27 protein-coding genes are annotated in these 26,989 nt (G+C 57.8%); 13 read left to right on the top strand and 14 right to left on the bottom strand.

Annotated elements, in window-relative coordinates:
• Positions 1–246 precede the first annotated feature (246 nt).
• Both ABUK73_RS08000 and dut read right to left on the bottom strand, forming a co-directional pair.
• On the bottom strand, positions 247–1,779 hold the full coding sequence (locus ABUK73_RS08000; protein WP_353576822.1) for a YifB family Mg chelatase-like AAA ATPase: 1,533 nt from the start codon (positions 1,777–1,779) through the stop codon (positions 247–249).
• Between the two features lie 153 nt (positions 1,780–1,932).
• The gene (gene dut / locus ABUK73_RS07995) at positions 1,933–2,403 is read right to left on the bottom strand and encodes a dUTP diphosphatase (RefSeq protein ID WP_353576821.1); all 471 of its coding nucleotides are present in this window, start codon (positions 2,401–2,403) and stop codon (positions 1,933–1,935) included.
• Between the two features lie 90 nt (positions 2,404–2,493).
• Here dut and ABUK73_RS07990 point away from each other — a divergent pair, with 90 nt between their 5' ends.
• Entirely contained in the window at positions 2,494–4,077 is a 1,584-nt protein-coding gene (locus ABUK73_RS07990; RefSeq protein ID WP_353576820.1) for a peptide chain release factor 3, read from the top strand.
• 246 nt (positions 4,078–4,323) lie between these two features.
• On the opposite strand, the gene gshB is transcribed toward ABUK73_RS07990, so the two are convergent.
• The 12 genes from gshB to rsmI all read right to left on the bottom strand — a co-directional run bounded on the left by gshB (position 4,324) and on the right by rsmI (position 16,383).
• A complete protein-coding gene (gene gshB / locus ABUK73_RS07985) occupies positions 4,324–5,280 on the bottom strand; it encodes a glutathione synthase (protein WP_353576819.1) in 957 nt (318 codons plus the stop codon).
• 97 nt (positions 5,281–5,377) lie between these two features.
• Positions 5,378–5,890, bottom strand: a complete 513-nt coding sequence (locus ABUK73_RS07980) for a cupin domain-containing protein (protein WP_353576818.1) — start codon at positions 5,888–5,890, stop codon at positions 5,378–5,380.
• A 102-nt stretch (positions 5,891–5,992) separates the two neighbouring features.
• Positions 5,993–7,096, bottom strand: a complete 1,104-nt coding sequence (locus ABUK73_RS07975; RefSeq protein ID WP_353576817.1) for a sn-glycerol-3-phosphate import ATP-binding protein UgpC — start codon at positions 7,094–7,096, stop codon at positions 5,993–5,995.
• A 1-nt stretch (position 7,097) separates the two neighbouring features.
• The gene (gene ugpE / locus ABUK73_RS07970; protein WP_353576816.1) at positions 7,098–7,946 is read right to left on the bottom strand and encodes a sn-glycerol-3-phosphate ABC transporter permease UgpE; all 849 of its coding nucleotides are present in this window, start codon (positions 7,944–7,946) and stop codon (positions 7,098–7,100) included.
• A 9-nt stretch (positions 7,947–7,955) separates the two neighbouring features.
• Positions 7,956–8,840: a sn-glycerol-3-phosphate ABC transporter permease UgpA gene (gene ugpA, locus ABUK73_RS07965; RefSeq protein WP_353576815.1), complete on the bottom strand. Its 885-nt coding sequence runs from the start codon at positions 8,838–8,840 to the stop codon at positions 7,956–7,958.
• Between the two features lie 78 nt (positions 8,841–8,918).
• Positions 8,919–10,235, bottom strand: coding sequence for a sn-glycerol-3-phosphate ABC transporter substrate-binding protein UgpB (gene ugpB / locus ABUK73_RS07960; RefSeq protein WP_353576814.1), 1,317 nt, complete (start codon positions 10,233–10,235; stop codon positions 8,919–8,921).
• Between the two features lie 197 nt (positions 10,236–10,432).
• Complete coding sequence (locus tag ABUK73_RS07955; protein WP_353576813.1) at positions 10,433–11,536, bottom strand: sn-glycerol-3-phosphate import ATP-binding protein UgpC; 1,104 nt, start codon at positions 11,534–11,536, stop codon at positions 10,433–10,435.
• An 11-nt stretch (positions 11,537–11,547) separates the two neighbouring features.
• Positions 11,548–12,390 (bottom strand): sn-glycerol-3-phosphate ABC transporter permease UgpE, encoded by an 843-nt coding sequence (ugpE, locus tag ABUK73_RS07950; protein WP_353576812.1) that lies wholly within the window; start codon positions 12,388–12,390, stop codon positions 11,548–11,550.
• Positions 12,391–12,402: 12 nt separating this feature from the next.
• On the bottom strand, positions 12,403–13,377 hold the full coding sequence (locus ABUK73_RS07945) for an ABC transporter permease subunit (RefSeq protein WP_113086397.1): 975 nt from the start codon (positions 13,375–13,377) through the stop codon (positions 12,403–12,405).
• 252 nt (positions 13,378–13,629) lie between these two features.
• Entirely contained in the window at positions 13,630–14,928 is a 1,299-nt protein-coding gene (locus tag ABUK73_RS07940; RefSeq protein ID WP_113086396.1) for an extracellular solute-binding protein, read from the bottom strand.
• 146 nt (positions 14,929–15,074) lie between these two features.
• Positions 15,075–15,455, bottom strand: a complete 381-nt coding sequence (locus ABUK73_RS07935) for a YraN family protein (protein WP_353576811.1) — start codon at positions 15,453–15,455, stop codon at positions 15,075–15,077.
• Positions 15,445–16,383, bottom strand: coding sequence for a 16S rRNA (cytidine(1402)-2'-O)-methyltransferase (gene rsmI / locus ABUK73_RS07930; RefSeq protein WP_353576810.1), 939 nt, complete (start codon positions 16,381–16,383; stop codon positions 15,445–15,447). Before rsmI ends, ABUK73_RS07935 begins: the two co-directional genes overlap by 11 nt.
• A 256-nt stretch (positions 16,384–16,639) precedes the next feature.
• Here rsmI and dnaN point away from each other — a divergent pair, with 256 nt between their 5' ends.
• From dnaN to ABUK73_RS07870, 12 genes are all read left to right on the top strand, one after another.
• The gene (gene dnaN, locus ABUK73_RS07925; RefSeq protein ID WP_353576809.1) at positions 16,640–17,758 is read left to right on the top strand and encodes a DNA polymerase III subunit beta; all 1,119 of its coding nucleotides are present in this window, start codon (positions 16,640–16,642) and stop codon (positions 17,756–17,758) included.
• Positions 17,759–17,945: 187 nt separating this feature from the next.
• Entirely contained in the window at positions 17,946–18,539 is a 594-nt protein-coding gene (gene pmtA / locus ABUK73_RS07920; protein WP_353576808.1) for a phospholipid N-methyltransferase PmtA, read from the top strand.
• Between the two features lie 15 nt (positions 18,540–18,554).
• Complete coding sequence (locus ABUK73_RS07915) at positions 18,555–19,145, top strand: histidine phosphatase family protein (protein WP_353576807.1); 591 nt, start codon at positions 18,555–18,557, stop codon at positions 19,143–19,145.
• Positions 19,142–19,834 carry an orotidine-5'-phosphate decarboxylase gene (gene pyrF, locus ABUK73_RS07910; RefSeq protein ID WP_353576806.1) on the top strand — a complete coding sequence of 231 codons (693 nt, stop codon included), beginning with the start codon at positions 19,142–19,144 and terminating at the stop codon, positions 19,832–19,834. The genes ABUK73_RS07915 and pyrF overlap by 4 nt, the downstream gene beginning before the upstream one ends.
• A 12-nt stretch (positions 19,835–19,846) precedes the next feature.
• A complete protein-coding gene (locus tag ABUK73_RS07905; RefSeq protein WP_353576805.1) occupies positions 19,847–20,134 on the top strand; it encodes a DUF1330 domain-containing protein in 288 nt (95 codons plus the stop codon).
• Positions 20,135–20,250: 116 nt separating this feature from the next.
• On the top strand, positions 20,251–21,231 hold the full coding sequence (locus ABUK73_RS07900) for a complex I NDUFA9 subunit family protein (protein WP_353576804.1): 981 nt from the start codon (positions 20,251–20,253) through the stop codon (positions 21,229–21,231).
• A gap of 460 nt (positions 21,232–21,691) precedes the next feature.
• Positions 21,692–21,877 carry a hypothetical protein gene (locus ABUK73_RS07895; RefSeq protein ID WP_353577018.1) on the top strand — a complete coding sequence of 62 codons (186 nt, stop codon included), beginning with the start codon at positions 21,692–21,694 and terminating at the stop codon, positions 21,875–21,877.
• Positions 21,878–21,952: 75 nt separating this feature from the next.
• Positions 21,953–22,645, top strand: coding sequence for a glutathione S-transferase family protein (locus ABUK73_RS07890; RefSeq protein WP_113086389.1), 693 nt, complete (start codon positions 21,953–21,955; stop codon positions 22,643–22,645).
• Positions 22,646–22,729: 84 nt separating this feature from the next.
• Positions 22,730–23,866: a tRNA epoxyqueuosine(34) reductase QueG gene (queG, locus tag ABUK73_RS07885; RefSeq protein WP_353576803.1), complete on the top strand. Its 1,137-nt coding sequence runs from the start codon at positions 22,730–22,732 to the stop codon at positions 23,864–23,866.
• Positions 23,867–24,745, top strand: a complete 879-nt coding sequence (locus tag ABUK73_RS07880) for an SDR family NAD(P)-dependent oxidoreductase (RefSeq protein WP_353576802.1) — start codon at positions 23,867–23,869, stop codon at positions 24,743–24,745.
• A 396-nt stretch (positions 24,746–25,141) separates the two neighbouring features.
• Positions 25,142–25,510, top strand: a complete 369-nt coding sequence (locus ABUK73_RS07875; protein ID WP_113086387.1) for a septal ring lytic transglycosylase RlpA family protein — start codon at positions 25,142–25,144, stop codon at positions 25,508–25,510.
• 96 nt (positions 25,511–25,606) lie between these two features.
• A complete protein-coding gene (locus tag ABUK73_RS07870) occupies positions 25,607–26,896 on the top strand; it encodes an RsmB/NOP family class I SAM-dependent RNA methyltransferase (protein ID WP_353576801.1) in 1,290 nt (429 codons plus the stop codon).
• Positions 26,897–26,989 lie beyond the last annotated feature (93 nt).

Genomic DNA, 26,989 nt, shown 5'->3' with positions numbered 1-26,989 from the left:
GCCCCAAGCCCGCAACCCTCGTCCTTCGAGGCTCCGGCTGCGCCTCCGCACCTCAGGATGAGGGTTGCTGAGTTGCGCCCCATCTCCAACCTCTTAATCATCCGTCTAAAAGGATAGAGCCGCCACACCTGCCGCTCTGTGGTTTGCCCTGCACCCTGTTCCCGGTCTTACAAAAAGGTCGCCGTATCGTAGCCAACCTCGGCCATTGCGAAACCACCCAGCCTGCGACCGCACCCGCAAACCCATTCACGCCGCAGCCGTCAGTCGCTCCCCAGCTATCCGGTATGAAATCGCCTCTGCCAGATGAATGCGCGTGACCGTTGCCTTGTCGTCGAGGTCAGCGAGCGTGCGCGCGACTTTGAGGATGCGGTGGTAGCCTCGGGCGGAGAATTTCAGTTTTTCGGCGGCATCGCGGAGCAGTTGTAGGCCCGGCGCATCGGGCTCACCGAATTTTTCGATAAGGGCGGTGGAGCAGCGGGCGTTGGTTCGGATGCCGGTGAAACCGGCATGGGCGTAACGTTCTTCCTGCATGTGCCGGGCGCGGGCCACACGTCTGGCGACATCGGCGCTGGCTTCGGCGGTCATGGGGCGGATGAGGTCGCTCGCGGAGACGGCGGGGACTTCGATGCGGATATCGATGCGGTCCATCAGCGGGCCGGAAATGCGCGTCTGGTAATCGGTCACGCAACGCGGGCCGCGGGCGCAGGTGAAGCCGGGTTCTCCGGCCATGCCGCATTTGCACGGGTTCATGGCCGCAACCAGCTGGATTTCGGCGGGATAGCTGACGCGGTGGTTGGCGCGGGCGATGATGCATTCGCCAGTCTCCAGAGGCTGGCGCAGCGCATCCAGCACTTGTGGCGAAAACTCCGGAAACTCATCGAGAAACAACACGCCGTGATGAGCAAGCGACGCTTCCCCAGGTTTTGCCCGCAAGCCGCCACCGACAAGCGCTGCCATGGTGGCGGAGTGGTGCGGGGTGCGGAAGGGTCGGCGGTCCGACAGCTTGCCGCCGGAGAGCTGGCCCGCGATGGAGTGCACCATGGACACCTCCAGCAATTCCGCAGCCAAGAGCGGCGGCAGGATGGATGGAAGGCGTGAGGCCAGCATGGATTTTCCCGAACCGGGCGGGCCGACCATCAGGAGGTTATGGCCACCGGCGGCGGCGACCTCCAGTGCGCGCTTGGCGCTTTCCTGGCCTTTGATATCGGCAAGGTCCGGCAGGTTGGCGGGATTGGCGCGGATGGCGGCGACCGGGCGCGAAAGGCGCTGGGTACCGCGAAAATGATTGACGAGGGCGATGAGGCTGCGCGGGGCGAGAATATCGATATCACTGCCCGCCCAAGCCGCCTCACCGCCGCTGTCTGCCGGACAGATGAGGCCCTTGCTCTGCGCATTGGCACCGATGGCAGCTGGAAGCGCACCTGATACCGCGCCGATGGTGCCATCCAGATTAAGCTCACCCAAAACTATATAGGCATTTAGCGCTTCTGCCGGAATGGCACCCAATGCGGCCATGAGGCCAAGCGCGATGGGCAAATCGAAATGGCTACCCTCCTTGGGGAGATCGGCGGGAGCCAGATTGACGGTGACTTTTTTGGCGGGCAACGCCAGGCCGGAAGCATGAAGGGCGGCCTGAACCCTCTCGCGGCTTTCGGCCACGGCCTTATCAGGCAGGCCGACGATCTGCATGCCGACCTTGCCAGGTGCGACCATGACCTGAACCTCGACGGGCACGCCCTCTATGCCCTGAAATGCCACCGTATTGACACGCGCAACCATACAAGCCCCCAACAGGCGGATTTTAGAAAACGCGCAATAAAGCGTGTAACCATCCGCCGATGCAACCTTGCACAACGCAAACCGGAAAACAAGAACAAGAAGTGAACAATTTCACTTATACCGCGTAGAAAAATTGAACGCGGTTGTGACGCATCACACGCCGGTGGAGCCGAAGCCGCCGGTGCCGCGTGTAGTTTCGGAGGTTTCCGTGACCTCGAAGACCGCGACCTGCGTGACGGGGGCGATGACCATCTGGGCGATGCGCATGCTGCGCTCGATCACGAAATCCTCCTGGCCCAGATTGGCGAGGATGACTTTGACCTCGCCGCGATAATCGCTATCGACAGTGCCTGGCGTGTTGAGGCAGGTGATGCCGTTCTTGATGGCAAGGCCGGAGCGTGGGCGAATCTGCGCCTCGAAACCCTGCGGCACTTCGAAGACAAAGCCGGTGGGCACCAGTGCGCGGGCGCCAGGCTTCAGAGTGAGCGGTTCGTCGGCAGGGACGGCGGCGCGCAAATCCATCCCAGCGGCACCGCTGGTCTCATAGGACGGAAGGTCTATGCCGTCGGCGTGGTCCAGACGGAGAAGATTGAGGGCGGGGCGATTTTGGTTTTCTTGGGTCATCGCGCATTAGTTTTCTCTCGCAGTGCCAAGGTCAATTGCAAAAGCGGCCTCGAAACGTTAGATAGCCCGCAATTCCACAGGATTTGTCTAATGACCGAAACACTCGCAGAGGCGGTTTCCCGCCGCCGCACCTTCGCCATTATCGCGCACCCGGACGCCGGTAAGACGACACTGACCGAAAAGCTGCTTCTGTTCGGTGGTGCCATTCAGTTGGCTGGTGAGGTGAAGGCGAAGAAGGACCGCATCCAGACGCGCTCCGACTGGATGAAGATCGAGCGCGAGCGCGGTATTTCGGTCGTGACCTCTGTCATGACGTTCGAATATGACGACAAGGTCTTCAATATTCTCGATACCCCCGGCCACGAAGACTTTGCCGACGATACCTACCGCACGCTGACGGCTGTCGATGCCGCCATCATGGTCATCGACGCCGCCAAGGGTATCGAGCCACGGACACTGAAGCTGTTCGAGGTTTGCCGCATGCGCGACATTCCGATCATCACCTTCGTCAACAAGATGGACCGCGAAAGCCGCGATATCTTCGAGATTCTCGATGAGGTCGAAGAAAAGCTGGCGCTGGATACGGCCCCGATTACCTGGCCGATCGGTCGCTCCAAGAGCTTCTGCGGCTCTTACCATCTGGCCAGCAACCGAGTACGCGGTTCCGACAACGAGGTTGAGGCAACGCAGGTCAACGGGCCGCAGGCGGTAGCGAGCCGCTTGCCGGAAAACGAGCGCGATGCCTTTATCGAGGAAACCGAACTGGCGCTGGAAGCATGCCGCCCGTTTGACCGCACGGCATTTCTGGAGGGGCATCTGACGCCGGTTTTCTTCGGTTCGGCTTTGCGTAACTTCGGCGTTCGCGATCTGATCAATGCTCTCGGCGACATTGCGCCGCCGCCGCGCAACCAGGTGGCCGATACGCGCACCGTGCATGCCGACGAAGACAAGATGACGGCCTTTGTGTTCAAGATTCAGGCGAACATGGACCCGAACCACCGCGACCGCATTGCCTTTGCGCGCATCTGCTCCGGCAAGTTGGAGCGTGGCATGAAGGCGCGGCTGGCGCGCACTGGCAAGCAGATGGGCCTGACGGCGCCGCAATTCTTCTTCGCCTCGCAGCGTCACATTGCCGATACGGCATTTGCGGGCGATGTGGTGGGCATTCCCAACCACGGCACATTGCGCATCGGCGACACGCTGACCGAAGGTGAAAACCTCGTCTTCCAGGGCGTGCCGAACTTCTCGCCGGAAATTCTGCGCCGCGTGCGGCTGGAAGATGCGATGAAGGCCAAGAAGCTGAAGGAAGCGCTACACCAGATGGCCGAAGAGGGCGTCGTGCAGCTGTTTTCACCAGAAGACGGCTCACCCGCCATCGTCGGCGTGGTCGGTGCGTTGCAGCTGGACGTTTTGAAGGAACGGCTGATGGGCGAATATGGCCTGCCGGTTTCGTTCGAAATGTCGCGCTTTTCGATCTGCCGCTGGATTTCGTCTGATCAGGCGGCGGATATGGAAAAGTTCCTGACCGTCAAGCGCGGGGATATCGCCCGCGATCTGGATGGCGATCCGGTGTTTCTGGCGCAGGACGCGTTTTCGCTGCGCTATGAGGCGGAACGGTATCCGGCCATCAAGATGGCGGCGATCAAGGAGTATCATGTCGCCAAGGCGGCGTGATGTTTGCGATTGGGTGGGTGGTTGGCGGCAGAGTGTGGGGCTCACCCCCCTCTGCCCTGCCGGGCATCTCCCCCTCAGGTGGGGAGATCGATTCGCGGCAACCTCCCGGCCACCTCGAAGGCTGCGGATACACTTGTGAGCACGCGTCTTTCCGATCTCCCCCCTTGAGGGGGAGATGCCTGGCAAGGCAGAGGGGGGTGAGCCCCACACTCTGCCGAACCTTTTCACACGTTATTGCATTTCGACTCAGCCCTGCGCGTCGCGTTTGCGCTCTATCGCGTCCCACAGCAGGCTCGCAACATCAGCACCGCCGAACTTCTTGACTTCACGAATACCCGTTGGCGAGGTGACGTTGATCTCCGTCATGTAGTCTCCGATGACATCGATGCCGACGAAGAGGAAGCCGCGTTCGCGCAGCGCCGGGCCGATGCGTTCGCAGATTTCTTTTTCGCGGTTTGTCAGTTCCGTCGGTTCAGGGCGGCCACCGGCGTGCATGTTGGAGCGGGCATCGTTTTCCGCAGGCACACGGTTGATGGCACCGACGGGCTCTCCATCCACCAGCAGGATACGTTTATCACCCTTGCGGACGTCAGGCAGATATTGCTGGGCGATATAGGGTTCGCGGAACATCTGGCCGAACATTTCTAGCAGCGAGGAGAAGTTGCGGTCATCGCGGGTGGAGTGGAAAACGCCAGCACCGCCATTGCCGTAGAGTGGCTTCAGGATGATATCGCCCATTTCTTCGCGGAAGCGGGAAATCTCGGCTACATCCTTGGTGATCAGCGTGGTGGGCATGAGGTCGGCGAATTCGGTGACGAAAATCTTTTCCGGCGAATTGCGCACCCAGGCCGGGTCGTTCACCACAAGCGTCTTGGGGTGAATGCGCTCCAGCAAATGGGTGGAAGTGATATAGGCCATGTCGAACGGCGGGTCCTGGCGCAGATGAATGACATCCATCGTGGCGAGGTCGACGCGTTCCGGCTCTGAAAGGGAAAAGTGGTCGCCCTTGATATCGCGCAGTTCCATCTGCTCGACGGTGGCGTAAATCTTGCCATCGCGCATGGAGAGGCGATCCGGCGTGTAATGGAAGAGGCGGTAGCCACGGGCCTGCGCCTCAAGGCTGATCGCGAAGGTGCTATCGCCCGCAATGTTGATGCCGGAGACATGATCCATCTGGATCGCGACGTTCTTGATTTTAGCCATGCGCAATTTCCTGTTAAAAGCCCGCAAGATGTAGGCTAGCGAAGCTTCAAAGGCAACTGTTACGCGGCGGCCTATCTATGAGTTTTATTGAAGAATATCAGGTTGCAAGCGACTGTGTTTTGGCAGGCATGAGCTTGTTCTTGACGCGATAAGCAAAGGCTACCGGCCAGGGGAACGGGCGGCGCAGAAAGGCGACTTTGCGGACGTAAGTGTCCACCCGCCATGTGGCCCATGTGCCAGCCTTGAAATAGGCGACATCGCCCGCACGAAGCTCGTGCACGGAACCATCTTCCGCCGTCACATGTACCTCGCCTTCAAGAATATGGACGGTCTCATCCCAGCCGAAGAACCAGCGAAACGTACCGGAGGTGCAATCCCAAAGGGCGGTGTAGGCAGCGCGGTCGCCACTGCGGGAATGGTCCGCCATGCGGGCTTGCGGTGCGCCGGCAATGATCCAGTCCGGATTGATGGGCGACGGTTTCATGTCCATGGTTTGAGAGGCGGCAGAAACCACCGGCTCGGCCTTTTCCCGGCTTTTCGATAGCGGTATCGACGGCACGGAGCGCCCCGCCAACGCAGCCACACTTGCGATCATGACATGTAAAACCATATTGCGTCCCCAACTTGCAACGTCAGGCTTATAACACAAATGGAGTATGCATGCTCTTCCAAAAATACCACCAATTTTAATGGAAGAGCATTTTGGCGTGTCTTAATGCGCTGCAGCGAGCTGTTGTGTAGGTTGCTGCGCACTTGCCGCTGCACCTTCGATGCGTTTTCCGCTTTCGACATCGAAGAAATGCAGCTTTTCCGGCGCAATCGACAGTGACATGTTCTGCGGCATTTCGGTTTCCGCCGAGCATGCCAGTGTCAGCGTCTGGTCGCCCAGCATGCCGTGAACGAGGCGCTGTGAGCCGAGTTCTTCGATGTAATCGACGCGGAAGGGCATGCCCTCTTCACCCGCACCAGCAAGCCGCAAATCTTCCGCACGCATGCCGACGGTGACCTTGCCGGAGGCGGGTGCGTAGCCGTTGAGCGACAGGATGGCGGGGCCGATGGCAAGGCGATCTCCGTGCAGTTCGCCTGCCAGAAGGTTCATGGCAGGCGAGCCGATGAAGCTGGCGACGAAGGTGGAGGCGGGCTTGTGGTAGACTTCGAGCGGTGCGCCAATCTGCTCGATGCGACCGGCATTGAGCACCACGAGGCGATCCGCCAGTGTCATGGCTTCCAACTGGTCGTGCGTGACATAGATGGAGGTGGTTCCGAGGCGGCGTTGCAGGCGCTTGATTTCGCCACGCATGGAGACACGCAGCTTGGCATCGAGGTTGGACAGCGGCTCATCGAAGAGGAAGGCGGCAGGCTTGCGCACGATGGCACGGCCCATGGCCACACGCTGACGCTGACCGCCGGAGAGCGCGCGAGGCTTGCGATCCAGATAGGGCTGAAGTTCCAGCATGCGGGCAGCTTCCGCCACGCGCGCATCGATCTCGTCCTTTGGAGTCTTGCGGTTCTTCAGGCCATATTCCAGGTTCTGGCGCACAGACATATGCGGGTAGAGCGCGTAGTTCTGGAACACCATGGCGATGTCGCGGTCGGCGGGTTCCATCTTGTTCACCACTTTGCCCGCGATGGAAACTTCTCCCTGAGAAATGCTCTCAAGACCCGCGACCATCCGCAACAGAGTCGATTTTCCGCAGCCCGAGGGACCGACCAGCACAATGAATTCGCCATCCTTGATGTCGATGGAAACGGAGTCCACCGCCTTGGCACCGGCAGAATAAATCTTCGATACGTTTGCGATTGTAATGTCAGCCATATTATTTCTCCGTCTCTGTTAGTCCGCGGATAAATAGCCGCTGCATGAAAATGACGATCAGAATGGGCGGCAGCATCGCAAGGACCGCGCCCGCCATCACGATGTTCCACTCAATGATGCCGTCCTGCACGGTCACCATACGCTTCATGCCCATCATCAATGTGTAGTAACCCGGATCGGTTGTGACGAGCATTGGCCAGAGATACTGCACCCAGCCGTAAATGAAGAGGATGACGCAGAGTGCGCCGATGTTGGTCCTCGACAGCGGCAGGAGAATATCTCGGAAGAATTTCATCGGGCCCGCACCATCAACGCGCGCCGCTTCCAGCATTTCATCCGGAATAGTCATGAAAAACTGGCGGAAGAGAAACGTGGCTGTAGCCGAGGCGATGAGCGGAATCGTAAGACCTGCCCAGGAGTTTAGCATGCCGAGGTCCGCCACGATTTTATACGTCGGCATAATGCGGACTTCGACCGGCAGCATGAGTGTGACGAAAATGATCCAGAACGCCAGTTGGCGGAATGGAAAGCGGAAATAAACAATGGCGAAGGCGGACAGAATGGAGATGGCAATCTTCCCCACCGTGATGACCAGGGCCATAATGAGAGAGTTCAGGGCCATATGCGAATAGTTCGGCAATCCATTTGCTGCGGACGCACTTGTCAGAAGCTGGCGATAATTCTCAATGAAATGTGACCCGGGCAGCAGCGGTACAGAAGCGCTGACCAAAGTCGAAGCGTCATGCGTTGACGCAATGATGGCGACGTAAACCGGGAACGCGACGACCAGAAAGCCACATATCAAAAAGGCGTGGGTCAGGAAGGTCAGGAATGGGCGATTTTCAATCATGATCTTTCCTCAATACTGCACGCGGCGTTCGACATAGCGGAACTGCACGAAGGTCAGGATCATAACGATCAACATCAGCAAAACCGATTGCGCCGAAGACGAACCGATATTCAGGCCAACATAACCATCCTGAAAAACCTTGTAGACCAGCGTCGTGGTCGACTGTGCAGGACCGCCGCCGGTTGTTGCATCAATGATGGGGAAGGTATCGAACATCGTGTAGTTCACGTTGATAATGAATAGAAAAAACGTCGTCGGTGAAATCAGCGGCAACGAGATGTTGAAGAAGCGCTTGACCGGGCCGGAACCATCAATGGCTGCGGCCTCCACGAGGGATTGCGGCACCGATTGCAGACCCGCCAGAAAGAAAAGGAAATTGTAGGAAATCTGCTTCCAGGCAGACGCGATGATAATGAGGATCATGGCGTGAGTGCCATTCAGGTCATGCTGCCATTTGATCCCGATCATCTGCAAGTAGTAAGGCAGAATACCTGTAGACGAATTGAAGAGGAACCACCACAAAACACCGGCTATGACCGGCGCGACCGCATAGGGCCAGACCAACAACGTGGTGTAGACACGGCTAGACCGGGCGAAACGATCCACAGCTGCTGCAAAAGCGAGGCCTAGAACCATGGATAATACCGTTACCGAAACAGCAAAAATCGCAGTTTGTCCCAAAGCATCCCTATAGTTGGGATCCGCCAGAAGGTTCTTGTAATGGGTCAGACCGACGAACACAGTGGTGAAACCAAAAGGGTCTTCACGCTCAAATGACGATTTGACAGCCTGTGCGGCAGGCCAGATGAAGAAAATGAGGGTGATGATCAACTGAGGCGCAAGCAGCAGATAAGGCAGTAAGCGACTGTCGAATGTGGTTCGTTTCGTTTCCATGAAGTCCCGCTACGGTGCGCTGAACAGAGAAAAAGAGGGCCGGCAGTACCGGCCCTCTCTCCACGATATAGACGTCGTTTAGTTTGCTTCTTCGAATTCGCGAAGAAGCGTATTGCCACGCGTTACAGCGCTGTCGAGTGCCTGCTGAGCGTCCTTCTTGCCAGCAAGAAGCGACTGGAACTCTTCATCCACGATGGTGCGGACCTGCGTGAAGTTTCCGAAGCGAACGCCCTTGGAGTTGGCAGTTGGCGTACCGCGGGTGATCTGCTGGATCGCAACATCCGAGCCCGGGTTCTTGGTGTAGTAACCCTGGGTTTTGCCGAGCTCGTAAGACGCGTTGGTAATCGGCAGATAACCGGTGAACTGGTGCCAGTCGGCCTGAACTTCAGGCTTCGAAAGGTAGGAGAAGAACTTTGCAACGCCCTTATACGTCGCTTTGTCCTTGCCGTTCAGCACCCAAAGTGTCGCGCCGCCGATGATGGAGTTCTTAGGTTCCTTGATGACGTCGTCATAGTAAGGAAGCGGGGCAAAGCCCGGTGTGAAAGACTTGGCATTGTTGATAACGCCAGCGCGGCCAGCCGACGAATTCATCGTCATTGCGCATTCCTGAGCATAGAACATGGTAGCCGCCTGATCGCCGCCCACTGGGCCGCCATACTTGAAGAGGCCTTCGTCCTGCCACTTCTTCAGGTTGGACCAATGCTTAACCTGAACAGGGCCATTGAACTTGAATTCGGTGTTGAAGCCACCAAAACCGTTTTCCTGCGTGCCGAAAGGCTGATCATGCAGGGCGGACAGGTTTTCGGTCTGTACCCAGGTGATCCAAGCCGATGTGAAACCGCATTTTGCAGCGCCGGACGTGACGATCTTCTTTGAAAATTCCTCAACCTCCTTCCAGGTCTTTGGAGCAACTTCAGGATCAAGGCCTGCCTTTTTGAAGACGTCCTTGTTGTAATACATGATAGGCGTGGAAGAGTTGAACGGCAGCGACAAGATGTTGCCACTTGTGTCGGAATAGTAACCGACAACCGGTGCCAGGAACGACTTGGTATCGAAAGACTCGCCTTCGTCCGCCATCAGTTTGTAGACGGGATAAACTGCCCCCTTAGCGGCCATCATGGTGCCGGTGCCGACTTCAAAAACCTGAACGATGGCAGGCTGCTGGTTTGCACGGAACGCAGCGATGGCGGCTGTCAGAGTTTCAGGATAGCTGCCTTTGTAAACAGGAACCACCTTATATTCACTCTGGCTCTCGTTGAAGTTCTTCGCGATGCTCTCAAGCTTCTGGCCAAGTTCACCGCCCATGGCGTGCCACCAGGTTACTTCGGTCGCTGCGAGCGAAGACGACGCAGACAGAGCGACAGCCAAAGCCGCCATAGAAATGTTCTTGAACATAATAATATCCTCTACCGCCCTTGTTGGGAGAGGATGCGAATAGGCCCGTTCCGTGACGGGGCTTTTACAGTTTTATAGCAGATTTGTTACAGCGCGAACTGTTCAAGTCGCGTATTGAAACAGCATCACCTTCCATTGCGCCGTGCTGTGCGCAACACGGCGATAATTCAAATCGTCCAACAAGAGAACTGCGTGTCCTAAAGCGCTGCAGCGAGCTGTTGCGCCGGTTGCTGGGCAGTAGCCGCTGCACCTTCGATGCGTTTTCCGCTTTCGACATCGAAGAAATGCAGCTTTTCAGGCGCAATCGATAGCGAAAGATCTTGCGGCATTTCGGTTTCGGCAGAGCATGCCAGTGTCAGCGTCTGGTCGCCCAGCATGCCGTGGACGAGGCGCTGTGAGCCGAGTTCTTCGATGTAATCGACGCGGAAGGGCATGCCCTCTTCGCCCGCAGCGGAAAGCCGCAAATCTTCCGCACGCATGCCGACGGTGACCTTGCCGGAGGCGGGTGCGTAGCCGTTGAGCGACAGGATGGCGGGGCCGATGGCAAGGCGATCTCCGTGCAGTTCGCCTGCCAGAAGGTTCATGGCAGGCGAGCCGATGAAGCTGGCGACGAAGGTGGAGGCGGGCTTGTGGTAGACTTCGAGGGGCGCGCCGATCTGTTCGATGCGACCGGCATTCAGCACCACCAGGCGGTCCGCCAGCGTCATGGCTTCCAACTGGTCATGGGTCACGTAAATGGAAGTGGTGCCGAGACGGCGTTGCAGGCGCTTGATCTCGCCGCGCATGGAAACGCGCAGTTTGGCATCGAGGTTGGACAGCGGCTCATCGAAGAGGAAGGCGGCCGGTTTGCGCACGATGGCACGGCCCATCGCCACACGCTGGCGCTGACCGCCTGAGAGAGCACGCGGCTTGCGATCCAGATAGGGCTGAAGCTCCAGCATGCGGGCGGCTTCCGCCACGCGCGCATCTATTTCGGCCTTTGGCGTCTTGCGGTTTTTGAGGCCATATTCCAGATTCTGGCGCACCGACATATGCGGGTAGAGCGCGTAGTTCTGGAACACCATGGCGATGTCACGGTCGGCGGGTTCGATGTCATTGACGACGCGATTGCCGATAGAGACGGTGCCATCGGAAATTTCTTCCAGACCAGCCACCATGCGCAAAAGCGTAGACTTGCCGCAGCCCGAAGGGCCGACGAGCACGATGAACTCTCCATCCTTGATGGAGATATCCACATCGTGCACGGCGCGCATACCGTTGGAGTAATCCTTGCAGACCTGACTGATTTCGATTTCGGCCATTGTCGTTTTCCTTATTTGTCGCTTTCGGTGAGGCCCTTGATGAACCAGCTCTGGAAGATGACGACGATCAACACAGGTGGCAGCATGGCCAGAACGGCAAGCGCGAAAGCTTCGTTGTAGTCGGGAATTTGCGAACCGATCCAGACCTGCAGGATCGACTTGATGCCGCGCATGATGGTGAAGAAGCTCTCATCATTGGTCATGAGCATGGGCCAGAGATACTGGTTCCAGCCATAGACGAACATGATGATGAAGATGGCGGCCATCATGGTGCGTGACAGGGGCAGCAGAATATCGATGAAGAATTTGACGGGCCCCGCACCATCGATGCGAGCAGCTTCCAGAATTTCATCCGGCACCGCCTTGAAGAATTGGCGGAAATAGAACGTACCGGTGGCCGATGCCAGAAGCGGCACGATGAGACCGGTGTAGGAGTTCAGTAGCCCCAGTTTACTCATGACTTCGTAGGACGGCATGATGCGCACTTCGAGCGGCAGGAGCAGCGTAGTGAAGATGATCCAGAAGGCCAGCGTTGCGAAACGAAAGCGGAAATAGACGATGGCATAGGCCGCCAGCATCGATAACGCGATCTTGCCGACCGCAAAGCCAATGCCGAGGATCAGCGAATTGATGACCATGTTGAGGCCGGTAACCTGACCGGTGAAGCCGCCCTTCTGGGTCAGAACCTTCTCATAGGTGCCAACGAAATTATCGCCCGGAAGCAGCGTCAGGCCGTTCATGTGAATGTCGGCTGCGGTATGTGTCGATGTCATGAAGGCAACAACGACCGGCAGGATCAGCAACAGCGAGCCGATGATGAGAATGAGGTGGTCGAGGGGTTTTGTCTTGTACATGTCAGATACTCCTCAACCGTAATGGATGCGTTTTTCGAGGAAGCGGAATTGCAGGACCGTCAGCACGAACACCACGACCATGAGAATGACCGACTGTGCTGAGGAACCGCCGATATCGTTGCCACGGAAGCCATCCAGAAACACCTTGTAGACAAGGGTAATGGGGTTGTTGGCGGCTTTGTCCTTCACCATCACGTCGATGACCGCAAAGGTATCGAACAGCGCATAGGTGATGTTGATGATGAGAAGGAAGAAAGCGGTTGGTGCCAGCAGCGGCATGATGACCGTCCAGAACCGGCGAAAACCGGAGCGGCAATCGATAAAGGCGGCTTCGCGCACGGACACCGGCACGCTTTGCAGGCCCGACAGGAAGAAGATGAAATTATAAGGAATCTGCTTCCAGACCGAAACGGAGATCATGGCGAAGGCGGTGTCGAAATAATTGACGCCCACCTGCATGTGCCAGCCGAGATAGGCGGCGATCTTGACGAAGGGGCCGATGTGCTGATCGAAAAACATCATGCCGATGAGGCCCGCGACCGGCGGGGCGATGGCGTATACCGAAATCAGCATCGTCTTGTAAGCGGAAGCGCCGCGAATGATCGCATCTGCCTTGACCGCCAGGAGCAGGCCGATGGCCAGTGAGAAAATAGTAACGAGAACGGTGAAGATGACCGTGAACTTGGCGATGCTGAGATATTCGGCGCTGAACAGCGCATCGGAATAATTGGCAAGGCCGACAAAGGTGGAGCCGAAGCCGAAGGGGTCTTCGATGTAGAAGGACGACTGAACGGCCTGCACCGACGGCCAATAGAAGAACACGAATATGACGAGCAGCTGCGGCGCGATGAAGAGGTAAGGCAGCGCAGACGACGAGAACTGCACCCTTTTGGCAGCCGATTCAGCGGTCACCGCAGGCTTTCTGGCCTTGGCGATGAAGCCCGGCAGAAACCGGAGGGGACGCGGTTGTGAAGACGTATAAGCCACGCGCGCAAACCTTTGTGGGTTGTGGCTTCTCTTCAAGGCTGAAGGGAGGCCGGGACTATGGGAGGCTTCGCATTCTTACTCGCCGTCATCCTCGGGCTTGTCCCGAGGATCTAACCACGTTCAATGTTGTGGTTCGTTAGATCCTCGGGACAAGCCCGAGGATGACGGCGGGGGTTGGACAAGCCTTGCAGATAACCAACGGACCTTCCCTCGTCATGAAGGAAGGTCCATCTAATTTCAGAGGTCGTTTAATCAGCCAGCGGTCTTGGCGAAGCGGGCCAGAAGGTCGTTGCCTTCCTTTTCGATGATGTTGAAGGCGTCCTTGACGGAAACTTCACCGGAGAAGATGCGGCCGTATTCACGTTCCATGATGGCGCGGATCTGTGGGTAGAAGCCGAGGCGATAACCCTTGGACCATTCACCGCCTGGAAGCGAAAGCTGCTTGATGCCGACTTCGGCAACAGGCTGCTTCTCGTAATAGCCTTCCTTCTTGGTCAGCTCGTAAGCTGCCTGCGTGATAGCAACGTAACCGGTTGCCTGGTGGTAGAACTTCTGGATTTCAGGCGATGTCAGGAACTGGAAGAAGCTGGCAACGCATTTGTTTTCTGCTTCAGGCTTGCCGGACATGGCAAACAGGGCAGCGCCACCGATGAAAGAGTTGGTGCCTGCACCCTTGATGGAGCCCCAGTATGGCAGGAAGGTTGCGGAGAACGGCATCTGTGCCGTCTTCTGCAGGCCACCGAAGGAGCCGGAAGAACCGATCCAGAGCGCGACCTTGTTTTCTTCGAATGGCTTCTGGTTATCGTTCCAGCCTGCGCCGTAATAGGCGAAGTAACCCTGATCCTTCCAGGACTTCAGCTTTTCGAACATCATGATGAGGTTCGGGTCGGTGACCTTCAGCTTGGTGTCGACAACGCTGTCGTAGCCATTGTTGTTGGTGGCGAACTGAAGGTTGTTGCGCGAGAAGAAGTTCTCGGTGAACTCCCATGTCAGCTGGGTCTGAACGAGCGGAATGAAACCGGCTTCCTTCAGCTTCGGTGCGATGGCTTCGAATTCTTCCCAGGTCTTTGGCGCTTCGACACCAGCCTTTTTCAGGGCTTCGGTGTTGAGATACATGATAGGCGCGGACGAGTTGAACGGCATGCCGACGAACTTGCCATCAGCGGCAGCAAAGAAGCTGCGCACGCCGGGAATGAAGGCTTCGCGGTCGAACTTGTAACCAGCCTTGGTGATGATGTCTTCAGCAGGAATGACAGCGCCCTTGGCATTGATGATGGTGGCGGCACCGGCATCGAAGACCTGAAGGATGTTTGGCTGTTCGCCGGAGCGGAAAGCAGCGATGCCGCTGGCCAGGGCTTCTTCGTAAGAACCCTTGGAAACCGGTGTTATCGCGCACTCGCTCTGGGCAGCGTTGAACTTCTGGGAGACTTCATTGATGACTTCACCGTTGCGGCCGCCCATGCCGTGCCACCAGGTGATGTTGGTTGCCGCCATGGAAGACGTCGCCGAAAACGTGATGGCCATTGCAGCCATGGAAAACTTCTTGATCATAGTTTCGATCCTCTACCGCCCTTGTTGGGTGAGGATGCGAATAGGCCCCTTCGATGACGGGCCTTTTACAAATTTATGGCAGATTTATTACAGCACAACCTAATGAATGAGGCAGCACATCGAATCACACCGCCAGCGTGCAACCCTCAAAAGGCATCGATGAAATGTTTTGGCAGGCGGCGCGGTAAAACTGCGATGATATCGAAGCGGGATGACAGCAAAGCGGCATCGCGGCGGCGCGACAGCCAGAGGTCTGCGGCGGCCCGGATGCGGTTCTGCGAGGCGTAGCTGACGGCATCGACGGCGCTGGTTTCGGTGCTGCGGGCTTTGACCTCAACGAAAGCGATCACATGCTTATTGCGGGCGATGAGATCGATCTCTCCCAGCGGCGTGCGGTGGCGCAGGGCAAGGATGCGATAGCCTTTGAGTATGAGATAAAGGGCGGCCCAATATTCAGCCCGATGGCCACGCTTTTCAGCGCGGCGCCGGTGTTTCATGGGCGGCTTGGTCTTCGGCTCAGGCGCCATCGCTGTCCTTCATGTCGAGGATGCGTTGATAAAGTTCCTTGCGCGGAAGGCCGGTGAGCTTTGCCGCCTCAGCCGCGGCCTTGGCGGCGGGCATGGAGGAGACGAGGTCTTTCAGCAGCTTTTCGACATCTTCCATATCGGGGATTTCGTCGTAGGAGGGTGGTTCGATTAGAAGCACGATCTCGCCTTTGACGATGCGGTCGTCGTTGTAGAACTCCGTGAGTTCACCAAGCGTCCCTCGGCGGAATTCCTCGAAGGTTTTGGTGAGTTCCCGGCACACGACGGCGCGGCGGTTTACGCCCAGCACTTCGGACGCCACCTTCACCGTGGCGCTGATGCGGTGCGGGGATTCGAAGAAGATCAGGGTGGCCGGGATTTTGGCCAGTTCGGAAAAGCGGTCGCGCTTGCCCTTGTCCTTGACCGGCAGAAAGCCCGCAAACAGGAAGGCATCGCTTGGCATGCCGGAGCCGACGAGTGCGGCGAGCGGTGCGGATGGGCCGGGAATGGGTACGACACGATGGCCTGCCTCAAGCGCCATCTGGCCGAGCCGATAACCGGGATCGGAGACGAGCGGCGTTCCGGCATCCGACACGAGCGCCACGGATTTTCCGGCATCCAGCGCGGCAATGAGCTTGGGGCCAGCCTCTTCGGCATTGTGCTCATGATAGGAATAGGGACGGTTGCGAATGCCGTACCGGTCCAAGAGAATACGGGTTACGCGGGTGTCTTCGCAGGCCAGAACATCGGCAGAGGCCAGCGTTTCCAGCGCCCGCACGGTGATGTCGCCCAGATTGCCGATGGGGGTGGCGACCAGATAAAGCGCTGCATCGATGGGTCTCGCAGGCACGGTGAAGCCGCCGACCTTGAAACCGCGGCCATTTAATTCTGGTGCGTCGTTACCCTCTTCGGTCGATATGTCGTCTGTCACCGCGTCATTCCCATCATGTCATGTTTCCCTGCCTTTATGGTCAAGACGAGGGCCGGGAACAAGGGCGCTTGTTGACCAAAGCCCTGTGAACACTGTGTATAGGTGGAAAATGAAACAGATGGCGCCGAGTAGCCTCTTGCATTTTCCTCAATAACTCTGCCATTTTGCCCGTCCACATTATCCGGCACCCAAGCTGGAGAAGACTATCTTGGCGATCCGAGCTTTGGGATCGCAACGGTTGAAAGCGGTAGTGTCCATGCGTATTACTCTCGAGCGGTCGAACCTTCTGAAATCGCTGAACCACGTTCATCGCGTGGTGGAACGGCGCAACACGATCCCCATTTTGTCCAACGTGCTGCTGCGCGCTTCCGACGCGAAGCTGGACATGAAGGCGACCGACCTCGATCTTGAGATCACCGAGGCCACACCGGCCATGGTGGAACAGGCAGGCTCCACCACCGTGCCTGCGCATCTGCTCTATGAAATCGTGCGCAAGCTGCCGGACGGTTCGGAAGTGCTTCTGGCGACGAACCCTGACGGGTCAAGCATGACGGTTGCCTCCGGTCGTTCGAAGTTCTCGTTGCAGTGCCTGCCGGAAACCGACTTTCCCGATCTGACGGCGGGTACGTTCAGCCACAGCTTCAAGCTGAAGGCAGCCGATCTGAAGATGCTGATCGACCGCACGCAGTTTGCAATTTCGACCGAAGAGACGCGTTATTACCTCAACGGCATTTTCTTCCACACCATCGAAAGCGACAATGACCTGAAGCTGCGCGCCGTGGCTACCGACGGTCACCGTCTGGCGCGCGCCGATGTCAAGGCGCCCTCGGGTTCGGAAGGCATGCCGGGCATCATCATTCCGCGCAAGACGGTTGGCGAATTGCAGAAGCTGGTCGACAATCCCGAGCTGGAAGTCACGGTCGAGGTCTCCGACGCCAAGATCCGCATGACCATCGGCGACATCGTCATGACCTCCAAGCTGATCGACGGCACCTTCCCGGATTACCAGCGGGTTATCCCAACCGGCAACGACAAGGAAATGCGCGTTGATTGCCAGAGCTTCGCCAAAGCCGTGGACCGCGTTTCGACGATCTCTTCCGAGCGTGGCCGCGCCGTGAAGCTTGCCATTGCCGAAGGTCAATTGACGCTGACGGTGAACAACCCGGATTCGGGCAGTGCGACGGAAGAAGTGGCTGTCGGCTACGAGCATGACGGCATGGAAATTGGCTTCAACGCCAAGTATTTGCTTGATATTACCGCTCAGCTTTCCGGCGAGGACGCGATCTTCCTTCTCGCCGATGCCGGATCTCCAACGCTGGTGCGCGACACCGCGGGCGATGACGCGCTTTACGTGCTGATGCCGATGCGCGTTTAGGACGCTCCCGTCTTGGAAACATGCAAAATGCCGGTGACGTCCTCACCGGCATTTTTGTTTGCGGATTTTTTACAGTTTGTTAAGATTTTCCAGTTGCGACATTTTTCATTGCCTTTACGACAGGACGAGACAACATATCGCCATAGTTTCAACAAATGTTGTTTCGACGTGAACAGAGGGGACGCGGATGGGACTGAGCTTGAAAGAACGCTTCGGCAGAAAATTCGAAGAGGAAATCCGTTTCTTCAAGGGCATGGTGAACCAGCCCAAGAAGGTGGGGGCCATCGTTCCGACATCCGGCATCACCGCGCGGCGCATGGCCAGTGTCATCACTCCTCAATCCGGCCTGTCCGTTCTGGAACTGGGGCCGGGCACCGGCTGCATCACCAAGGCTATTCTGGGTCGCGGCCTGAAGCCGGAGCAGATCACCGCCATCGAATATTCCACCGACTTCTATCAGCAGCTTCTGCGCAGCTATCCCGGCGTCAACTTCATCAATGGCGATGCCTTCGATCTGGATACGACATTGGGCGAGCAGAAGGACCAGATGTTCGACTGCGTGATCTCAGCCGTGCCGATGCTGAATTTCCCGATGGCAGCGCGCATCAAGCTGCTGGACGAGCTGTTGAAGCGCGTGCCGCATGGGCGTCCGGTGGTACAGATTTCCTACGGTCCGGTATCGCCCATCGTGGCCCAGCCGCATCTCTACCACATCCGCCATTTCGACTTCGTGGTGCGCAACATTCCGCCAGCGCAGCTGTGGACCTATACACGCGCCTGAGCTAGGCTTGCGCACATGTATGCGCTTTACATCACCCATCCGCAGGTGCGGATCGATGCGACGGTGGCGGTTCCCGACTGGGGATTGTCCGATATCGGCATAGAGCGGGCCCGCAAGGCGAGCCTGCTGCCTTGGGCCAAAGGCCTGCGACGTATTGTTTCCAGCAAAGAAAACAAGGCCATCGAAACGGCGCGGATTCTTGCCCGCGCCAGCGGCACAACACCGGAAACCGCAGCGGACATGCATGAGAATGACCGCAGCGCGACAGGCTTTCTGCCGCCGGAACAGTTCGAACGCGCCGCCGACTGGTTCTTTGCCCACCCTCATGCCAGCTACAAGGGTTGGGAGACGGCGGCGGATGCGCAGACACGTATCGTTGACGCCATAGAAGCTATCCTTGCCAGCCACGATCCGGCGAAACCGATTGCCTTTATCGGCCATGGTGCCGTTGGCACATTGCTGAAATGCCACTTGGCCCACAACCTCATCACGCGACGGGAAGACCAGCCGCCCGGCGGTGGCAACCTCTACTGTTTTTCCCTTGCAGACAGGCGCATCACATGCGACTGGACGGCAATGGAAACGTGGCAGGGGATGACACTATGACCGCACGCGAGCGCTTGATTGTCGGGCTGGACCTTCCAACCGTGGCGCAGGCCGAGAGCATCGTCAACGCATTGGGCGACGATGTTCTGTTCTACAAGATAGGCCACCAGCTGGCCTTTGCCGGTGGGCTGGAATTTGCCAAGGAGCTGGCCGCCAGCGGCAAGAAAATCTTCCTCGACATGAAGCTTCTCGATATCGACAACACCGTGGCATCGGGCGTCGAAAACATCGCCAAGATGGGCATGTCGATGCTGACGCTGCACGCCTACCCCAAAGCGATGCGGGCGGCGGTCAAGGCGGCGGAAGGTTCCGGCCTGACGCTGCTGGGCGTGACGGTTTTGACCTCCATGGATGACGCCGATCTGATGGAAGCCGGATATCAGGGCGACGCACGCTCGCTGGTGCTGAAGCGAGCTGCTCAGGCGCGGGATGCAGGCATGGGCGGCATCGTCTGTTCGGCGGAGGAATCTGCGGCGGTGCGTGAGATCGTCGGAGCGGACATGGCAGTCGTGACCCCCGGCATTCGCCCCATCGGCGGCGAGGCGGGCGACCAGAAGCGGGTGGTAACGCCATTCGATGCCATCAAGGCCGGTTCCAGCCATCTGGTCGTAGGTCGTCCCATCGTAAAAGCTGCCGATCCGAAGGCTGCTGCGCGCGCCATTCTGGATGAAATGTCAAAAGCAATCTGAGAGGAAAACATCATGGCCAAGGGTTACTGGATTGCACAGGTGGATGTGCGCGACGCAGAGCGTTACAAGGACTATATCTCCACGGCGACACCGGCTTTTGAACGGTACGGCGCGAATTTTCTCGCCCGCGGCGGTTCCGTAACGCAGCTTGAGGGCAAGGGCCGGGCGCGCAATGTCGTCATCGAATTTCCATCAATGCAACATGCTCTGGATTGCTACAACTCGGATGAATACCAGCTGGCACTGAAAATCCGCAAGGAAGTGGCCGACTCCGAACTGATGATCATGGACGGCCTTTGATCATCGTCAAGCATCCGTTCATTCTGGTGGTTGGCGGATGCTGTTCTCTCTTCCCGTTGTCCCGGCTTTAAGCTAAGAGACGGAAACGCTATATCAACGCTTCGCAGGAGCCTCCCATGCCATTGGCCAACCTTCCCCCTCTCGTCACCGTTTTTGGCGGTTCGGGCTTCGTCGGACGGCATGTGGTGCGGACGCTCGCGAAGCGCGGTTACCGCATTCGCGTTGCCGTTCGTCGCCCTGATCTGGCAGGCTTTTTGCAGCCTCTGGGCAATGTCGGGCAGATCTCCTTTGCTCAGGCTAACCTGCGCTACAAGGACTCGGTCAACAAGGCCGTGGCGGATGCTGACCATGTGGTGAACTGCGTCGGCATTCTGTTCGAAAGCGGTCGCAACACCTTTGACGCCGTGCAGGAATTCGGTGCGCGCGCCGTGGCTGAAGCCGCCAAGAATGCCGGTGCGACTTTGACGCATATTTCCGCTATTGGCGCCGATGCGAACTCTTCTGTAGGCTATGCCCGCACCAAGGGTCGCGCTGAAGCGGCCATCCGCTCGGTTCTGCCAGATGCCGTCATCCTGCGCCCTTCGATCGTTTTCGGACCGGAAGATGATTTCTTCAACAAATTTGCCGGCATGGCACAGCGCCTGCCCTTCCTACCGCTGATCGGTGGCGGTCACACCAGGTTCCAGCCCGTCTATGTGGAAGATGTGGCTGAAGTTGTTGCCCGCAGCGTCGATGGCGCATTGAAGAGCGGCACGACCTACGAGCTGGGTGGTCAGGACGTGATGACGTTCCGTGACTGTCTCGAGGCGGTTCTCGCCGCCACCTATCGCCAGCGCCCGCTGGTCAGCGTGCCTTTTGGCATCGCATCGCTGATGGGCAAGATCGCCTCTCTGGTGCCGCTGATCACGCCGCCGCTGACCGCCGATCAGGTCACCATGCTGAGAACCGACAATGTGGTTTCGCCTGATGCCGAAAAGGCCGGGTTGACGCTCGATGGCATCGGTATCACGCCGGTCCGCGTTGCTTCGGTTCTGCCGTCCTATATGGTCAGCTACCGCACCAATGGCCAGTTCAGCAATGCGGGCAAGGCAGCTTAAACTTTATCGCATTTGCTGAGGGAAAAGCGGCATCTCGCTTTTCTCGAAATGCTTTTAAAATAAGCATGCAACCAAATTCAAAGTGGTGAGTTATGCTCCCGACGGGCGGCGAATGTGTTCGCTGCCCTTTTCATTATGTGGGGGCACATCATGCAAACAGCACTTCAGCATCGCAAGCGTGGCACAAGCGCAACTGTGGACAAGAGTTCGCATTAACCCGGTGTTCAGCAAGCTGCTTTATTGATAAACGCCACATCCAACACACATCCGGAACCTAACAATCATAGCGCAGCGGCTTGGACCGTTTCGTTAATCGTCTGAAAGGCAAGTATAAAATGGGCAGGTCTATCGCACTCTTTTTTGCGTGTGCGGCTTTGGTTGTTCTGGCAGGTTCGTTCATGGCACCGGGTACGGTCGCAGCTGGCAAGACCGGCTGCTCGCCCGCATACGGCGTCGATCCATGCGCTACGAGTTCCATCTCGGCAAACTGATCACATCGAGCCATGCGCTTGATGCAGGATCTTTCAAAAAGCGCCATCGGTCTATCGACGGCGCTTTTTTCATGGGCGAAGAAGGCTCGCTCAGCAATAAACGGCTCAACAACCCGTCAAATTTTAAGTCTGTCTTAAAAAAGCTGAACTTATAGTTTCTGCACAGCCGCAGCTTTCTGCCTTCTGGCGATCATCATACATCCTTCTCCTAATTCAAAATTCGAGTGCCGATGCCAACTCTGTTTCATTCTCCCATGTCGACGGCTTCCCGATTCGTCCGGCTGATTCTGGCCGAATACGGCTTTCAGGCGGATCTGGTCGAAGAACAGCCCTGGGAGAAGCGGCGCGAATTTTTGGCACTCAATCCCGCCGGCACGCTGCCGGTCTATCTCGACGACAATATGCGTTCGCTCTGCGGTCCCTATGTTCTGGCTGAATTTCTGGACGAGACCCATGGTGTGCTGAAACGCGACAGGCGCCTTCTGGCCGAAGACCCGTTCCAGCGCGCGGAAATCCGCCGTCTGACGGAATGGTTCCTGCAAAAGATGGAAACCGACGTGACCCGCCCGCTGGTGCGCGAACGCGCCTATAAGCTGCAAATGTCCACCGCGCAGGGTGGCGGCCCGCCAGACAGCAAGCTGCTGCGCACCGCGCGCTCCAATGTTCACCAGCACATGAAATACCTGGAATGGCTGGCCGGTTCGCGCACATGGCTTGCGGGCGATCGCCTGAGCTATGCCGACCTTGCCGCGGCCGCTTCCGTTTCCATTCTCGACTATCTCGGCGAAATTAAATGGCTGGAAGCGCCGATTGCCAAGGAATGGTATCAGCGCGTCAAATCCCGCCCCTCCTTCCGCCCGCTTCTGGCCGAGCGCGTGCCGCGCCTTGCGCCCTCCTCCCATTACGCGGATCTGGATTTTTAAGCCTGAGACACTGGCTTTATATATAGTGATGCTAATGGCAGGCTTTCTGCCGTTCTCATCGGGAGACACGCCATCGATACGGCATTGCAGAAGCAACAGGCTCGCGCCGCCAAGCTGACGGATTTCGTTCGCGCGGAAGCGGCCACGCTCGGCTTCGATCTCTGTCGTATCACCTCCCCCGATAGTATTCCGCTGGCGCCCGAAAGGCTGCGGGAATTTCTGAGCCATGGCTATCATGGCACCATGGGCTGGATGGAGGAAACGCAGGATCGCCGGGCCAGCCCGAAGACGCTGTGGGGCGACGTGCGCTCCGTGGTGATGTTCGGCCTGAACTACGGCCCCGATGAAGACCCGCGCGGTATTCTCTCCAAGCCCGACAAGGCCGCAATCTCCGTCTATGCGCGCAACCGCGATTATCATGACGTCATTAAAGGACGACTGAAGGAGATCGCCACCCGCTTTGCGGCGCGTGCAGGTGAAGACGTGAAGGTCTTTGTCGATACCGCGCCGGTGATGGAAAAGCCGCTGGCTGAAGCTGCCGGTCTTGGCTGGCAGGGCAAGCACACCAATCTGGTCAGCCGCAGCCATGGCTCCTGGCTGTTCTTAGGCAGCATGTTCACCACCGCCGAGCTCTGTCTGGATGAGGCGGAGCGCGACCATTGCGGTTCCTGCCGCGCCTGTCTGGATGCCTGCCCGACCGCGGCCTTCCCTGCGCCCTACAAGCTGGATGCGCGCCGCTGCATTTCCTATCTGACTATCGAGCATAAGGGACCAATCCCGTCCGAATTCCGCCCGATGATCGGCAACCGCATCTATGGCTGTGACGATTGCCTTGCCGCCTGCCCGTGGAACAAGTTTGCGGCCAGTGCGTCGGAGATGAAATTGCAGGCGCGCGAGGAACTGAAAGAGCCGGAAATCGCCTTTCTGCTGACGCTGGATGATGCGGGTTTTCGCGCCTTTTTCAGTGGATCGCCGGTCAAGCGGATCGGTCGAAACCGCTTCGTGCGCAATGTTCTGATTGCGGCGGGAAACTCCGGTGACGTGAAATTCATTCAGCAGTGTCAGCTACTTGCGCAGGATGTGTCGCCCGAGGTTCGCGGCATGGCGGTGTGGGCGCTTTCAAGACTGATGGACAGGCAGAGCTTCCATGCCTACGCTGCCACCCGCAAGACCGAAGACGATTCGGACGTGCTGGACGAGTGGCGTATGGCAGGAGAGTAGATGTCGCATCTGATGATTTTCGGTGCCGGATATTCCGGCAAGGCCATCGCCAGAGCGCTTCAAAGCAAGATGGACCGGATTGCCGGGACCACACGCGGTGAAGACAATATCTCCACACTACAATGTCTGGCGATTGCACCCTTCATCTTTGATGGCGAGACATTGAATGAGGATTTGCGCAGCGAGCTGCGCGGCGTGACCCATCTTGTGCAGTCCATCGCGCCCGGCGCATCCGGCGATCCCCTGCTGCGGCTGTGTGATGGCGATCTCAAAAGTCTGATGCCGCAACTGCAATGGGCCGCCTATCTCTCTACGGTCGGCGTTTACGGCAACCATGATGGCGACTGGGTGGATGAAGACACGCCCTGCCGTCCGGTTTCCGTGCGTTCCAAAGAACGCGTGGCGGCAGAAGAGGCCTGGGAGACGGCGGCGACAGAGGCTGGTGTGGCGCTCTGCGTGCTGCGTCTGTCCGGCATTTACGGGCCGGGGCGCAACGGTCTCGTCAATCTGGACAAGGGCACGGCGCGGCGGCTGGTCAAGAAAGATCAGGTGTTCAACCGGATCCGCGTCGAAGACATCGGGGCTGCGACAGCCTTTTTGATCGAGAAAAACGCGTCCGGCATTTTCAACGTTACTGATGACGAACCCGCACCGCCGCAGGATGTGGTGACATTTGCAGCAGACCTTATGGGTGTGGAGCCGCCGGAGGAGCAATCCTTCGAGACCGCTGAGCTGAGCAACATGGCGCGCTCCTTCTATGGTGAGAACAAACGCGTCTCCAACCGCAAGCTGACGGAGCTTGGTTTCCACTTTGCCTATCCCGATTACCGCCAATCGCTGCGGCAGCTCTGGCAGGACGAAGTATGGCGAGATGAATGAATGTTCATCTTCATTGCGATGAAAAATCCTTCCAAAGGCAGTTTTGAGGAAGGTTTTAATCGCATTTTGGCCTTTTAAGGTTTTGTTAATGCGCAAATTTGGCTAAAATTTTCATGCTTTGGAAAAATATTTCACCATGAATTCGTGATCTGATTCACGACGGCGTGAAGTTGCAATGAATTTCTTCCTTATTGTTGATTCTAAATAAATTTTTCCTGAAAGCATCGAAGGCTATCTAATTACCGCTTCACGACTCATCATCACGAATGTTACAGACTGTAATACTTCGTGATTAGCCCTCGGCCATTTTTTGCCATTTTTCCCTCGCCCTACACTCACCTCAGTTCAATTCGCCTAAGTTCATCGGCGCGGGGCCGAGTATCAGGGAAGCACAGTTTGACGAATATCCGACGCATGACTTTTGCGGCTGCAACTATAGCCGTCTGTTCCATCATCGCTCCACTTCAGGCAAATGCCGGCACCGGCTGCGGAGGCGCATCCTGGTATGCACTGAACTCCAAGACTGCTTCGGGCGAGCGCATGAATCCTTCCAACCTCACCGCTGCTCATCGCTCCTTGCGCTTTGGCACCAAGGTGAAGGTCACCAATGCACGCAACGGCAAGGCCGTCGTCGTTCGCATCAACGACCGTGGCCCGTTCATCAAGGGACGCGTTCTCGATCTCTCCAAGGCAGCGGCCAAGAACATTGGCATGGTCAGCTCCGGCACGGCCAAGGTCTGCTACGAAGTGCTTGCATCCAACTAACAGGCTCCAAGCGTTTTTTAGGGAATTCTTGGTGAAGGCTTGCCCTCGCCACCATTCGCGTCTACCAACCCGGACACATTGTGAATGAGGTAGAAAATGCGTTTGGGCGGGCGTTTGGCCGGGGCTATCGAAGTGTTGGCGGATATCGAGGCGCGCAGACGTCCCGTTGCCGACGCACTGAAGGACTGGGGACTGGCGCATCGTTTCGCTGGTTCCGGCGACAGGGCCGCCATCGGCAACATCGTTTACGATGCCCTGCGCATGAAACTTTCCCACGCATGGCTGATGGACGACGAAAGCGCGACCGCGCTGGGTTATGCCGTGATGCTGCGCCAATGGGGCAAATCCGCCGAACAGCTGAGCGCCGAATTCGATGGCGACAAGTTCGCGCCGGAACCCTTGTCCGAGGCGGCTCTATCAGCATTTGCCTCGCGTGCGCTTTCAGACGCACCTTCTCATATACAGGGCGACATTCCCGACTGGGTGCAGGCCTCCTTTGAGGCCACATTCGGCGACGACTGGCTGCTTCAGGCCAAGGCACTGAATGAGCGCCCGACGCTGGATCTTCGTGCCAATACGCTGAAGGCTTCCCGCACCAAGGTCATCAAGGCATTGGAAGATGCAAAGGCGGAGGCCACACGCATTGCCCGCCAGGGCGTGCGGATCGCCGCTGGCGAAGGCCCGTCACGCCTGCCCAATGTTACCGCCGAACTGTCCTTCCAGAAGGGCTGGTTCGAGGTGCAGGACGAGGGATCGCAGATCGTTGCCGATCTGGCCGGGGCGCAGGAAGGCGAACAAATCCTCGATTATTGCGCAGGCGGCGGCGGCAAGACGCTGGCCATGGCTGCGACCATGAACAACAAAGGTCAGGTTCATGCCTTCGACGCCGACCGCAAGCGGCTGGCACCGATCATCGAGCGGCTGAAGCGCGCTGGTACACGCAATGTGCAGGTGCATGACCGCGCCGAAGGGCTGGAGCGTTATGCCGGCAAATTCGACCGCGTGCTGGTGGACGCCCCCTGCACCGGCACCGGCACATGGCGCCGCCGTCCCGACACCAAGTGGCGGCTGACGCAGCGCAATCTGGAAGAGCGCGTCGAACAGCAGGGTCAGGCGCTGGATCAGGCCAAGACCTTCGTTCGCCCCGGCGGCGAGTTGCTCTATGTGACCTGTTCGGTTCTGCCGGAAGAAAACGAGCGTCAGGTGCGCCGTTTCTGCGCCGAGAACCCGGAATTTTCCATTCGTCCGGCGCTGGAGCGCTGGACAGGCATCTTCGGGGCGGAAACCGTCAAGCCGCATTCCGCCGATGGCGAGACCATAACGCTGACTCCTGCCACGACGGATACGGATGGTTTCTTCTTCTGCGCCATGAAGCGGAACGCTTAAAACGGCCGACAAATTCCAATATTCTAAAGAATGCTGCAACCGCTGTGAAACGCCGGATTTGACGAAGATCAAAATCCGGCAGTTCGCTTGGAA

The organism is Agrobacterium vacciniicorymbosi, assembly GCF_040427045.1.
Lineage (GTDB): Bacteria > Pseudomonadota > Alphaproteobacteria > Rhizobiales > Rhizobiaceae > Agrobacterium.
Note: the sequence above shows the minus strand (reverse complement) of the source record. Positions and strands in the feature narration are given on the sequence as shown.

Coding starts and splice junctions, on each gene's coding strand:
- ABUK73_RS08000 (WP_353576822.1), bottom strand. CDS start 1,779: ATGGTTGCGCGTGTCAATACGGTGGCATTTCAGGGCATAGAGGGCGTG.
- dut (WP_353576821.1), bottom strand. CDS start 2,403: ATGACCCAAGAAAACCAAAATCGCCCCGCCCTCAATCTTCTCCGTCTG.
- ABUK73_RS07990 (WP_353576820.1), top strand. CDS start 2,494: ATGACCGAAACACTCGCAGAGGCGGTTTCCCGCCGCCGCACCTTCGCC.
- gshB (WP_353576819.1), bottom strand. CDS start 5,280: ATGGCTAAAATCAAGAACGTCGCGATCCAGATGGATCATGTCTCCGGC.
- ABUK73_RS07980 (WP_353576818.1), bottom strand. CDS start 5,890: ATGGTTTTACATGTCATGATCGCAAGTGTGGCTGCGTTGGCGGGGCGC.
- ABUK73_RS07975 (WP_353576817.1), bottom strand. CDS start 7,096: ATGGCTGACATTACAATCGCAAACGTATCGAAGATTTATTCTGCCGGT.
- ugpE (WP_353576816.1), bottom strand. CDS start 7,946: ATGATTGAAAATCGCCCATTCCTGACCTTCCTGACCCACGCCTTTTTG.
- ugpA (WP_353576815.1), bottom strand. CDS start 8,840: ATGGAAACGAAACGAACCACATTCGACAGTCGCTTACTGCCTTATCTG.
- ugpB (WP_353576814.1), bottom strand. CDS start 10,235: ATGTTCAAGAACATTTCTATGGCGGCTTTGGCTGTCGCTCTGTCTGCG.
- ABUK73_RS07955 (WP_353576813.1), bottom strand. CDS start 11,536: ATGGCCGAAATCGAAATCAGTCAGGTCTGCAAGGATTACTCCAACGGT.
- ugpE (WP_353576812.1), bottom strand. CDS start 12,390: ATGTACAAGACAAAACCCCTCGACCACCTCATTCTCATCATCGGCTCG.
- ABUK73_RS07940 (WP_113086396.1), bottom strand. CDS start 14,928: ATGATCAAGAAGTTTTCCATGGCTGCAATGGCCATCACGTTTTCGGCG.
- ABUK73_RS07935 (WP_353576811.1), bottom strand. CDS start 15,455: ATGGCGCCTGAGCCGAAGACCAAGCCGCCCATGAAACACCGGCGCCGC.
- dnaN (WP_353576809.1), top strand. CDS start 16,640: ATGCGTATTACTCTCGAGCGGTCGAACCTTCTGAAATCGCTGAACCAC.
- pmtA (WP_353576808.1), top strand. CDS start 17,946: ATGGGACTGAGCTTGAAAGAACGCTTCGGCAGAAAATTCGAAGAGGAA.
- ABUK73_RS07915 (WP_353576807.1), top strand. CDS start 18,555: ATGTATGCGCTTTACATCACCCATCCGCAGGTGCGGATCGATGCGACG.
- pyrF (WP_353576806.1), top strand. CDS start 19,142: ATGACCGCACGCGAGCGCTTGATTGTCGGGCTGGACCTTCCAACCGTG.
- ABUK73_RS07905 (WP_353576805.1), top strand. CDS start 19,847: ATGGCCAAGGGTTACTGGATTGCACAGGTGGATGTGCGCGACGCAGAG.
- ABUK73_RS07900 (WP_353576804.1), top strand. CDS start 20,251: ATGCCATTGGCCAACCTTCCCCCTCTCGTCACCGTTTTTGGCGGTTCG.
- ABUK73_RS07895 (WP_353577018.1), top strand. CDS start 21,692: ATGCGCTACGAGTTCCATCTCGGCAAACTGATCACATCGAGCCATGCG.
- ABUK73_RS07890 (WP_113086389.1), top strand. CDS start 21,953: ATGCCAACTCTGTTTCATTCTCCCATGTCGACGGCTTCCCGATTCGTC.
- ABUK73_RS07880 (WP_353576802.1), top strand. CDS start 23,867: ATGTCGCATCTGATGATTTTCGGTGCCGGATATTCCGGCAAGGCCATC.
- ABUK73_RS07870 (WP_353576801.1), top strand. CDS start 25,607: ATGCGTTTGGGCGGGCGTTTGGCCGGGGCTATCGAAGTGTTGGCGGAT.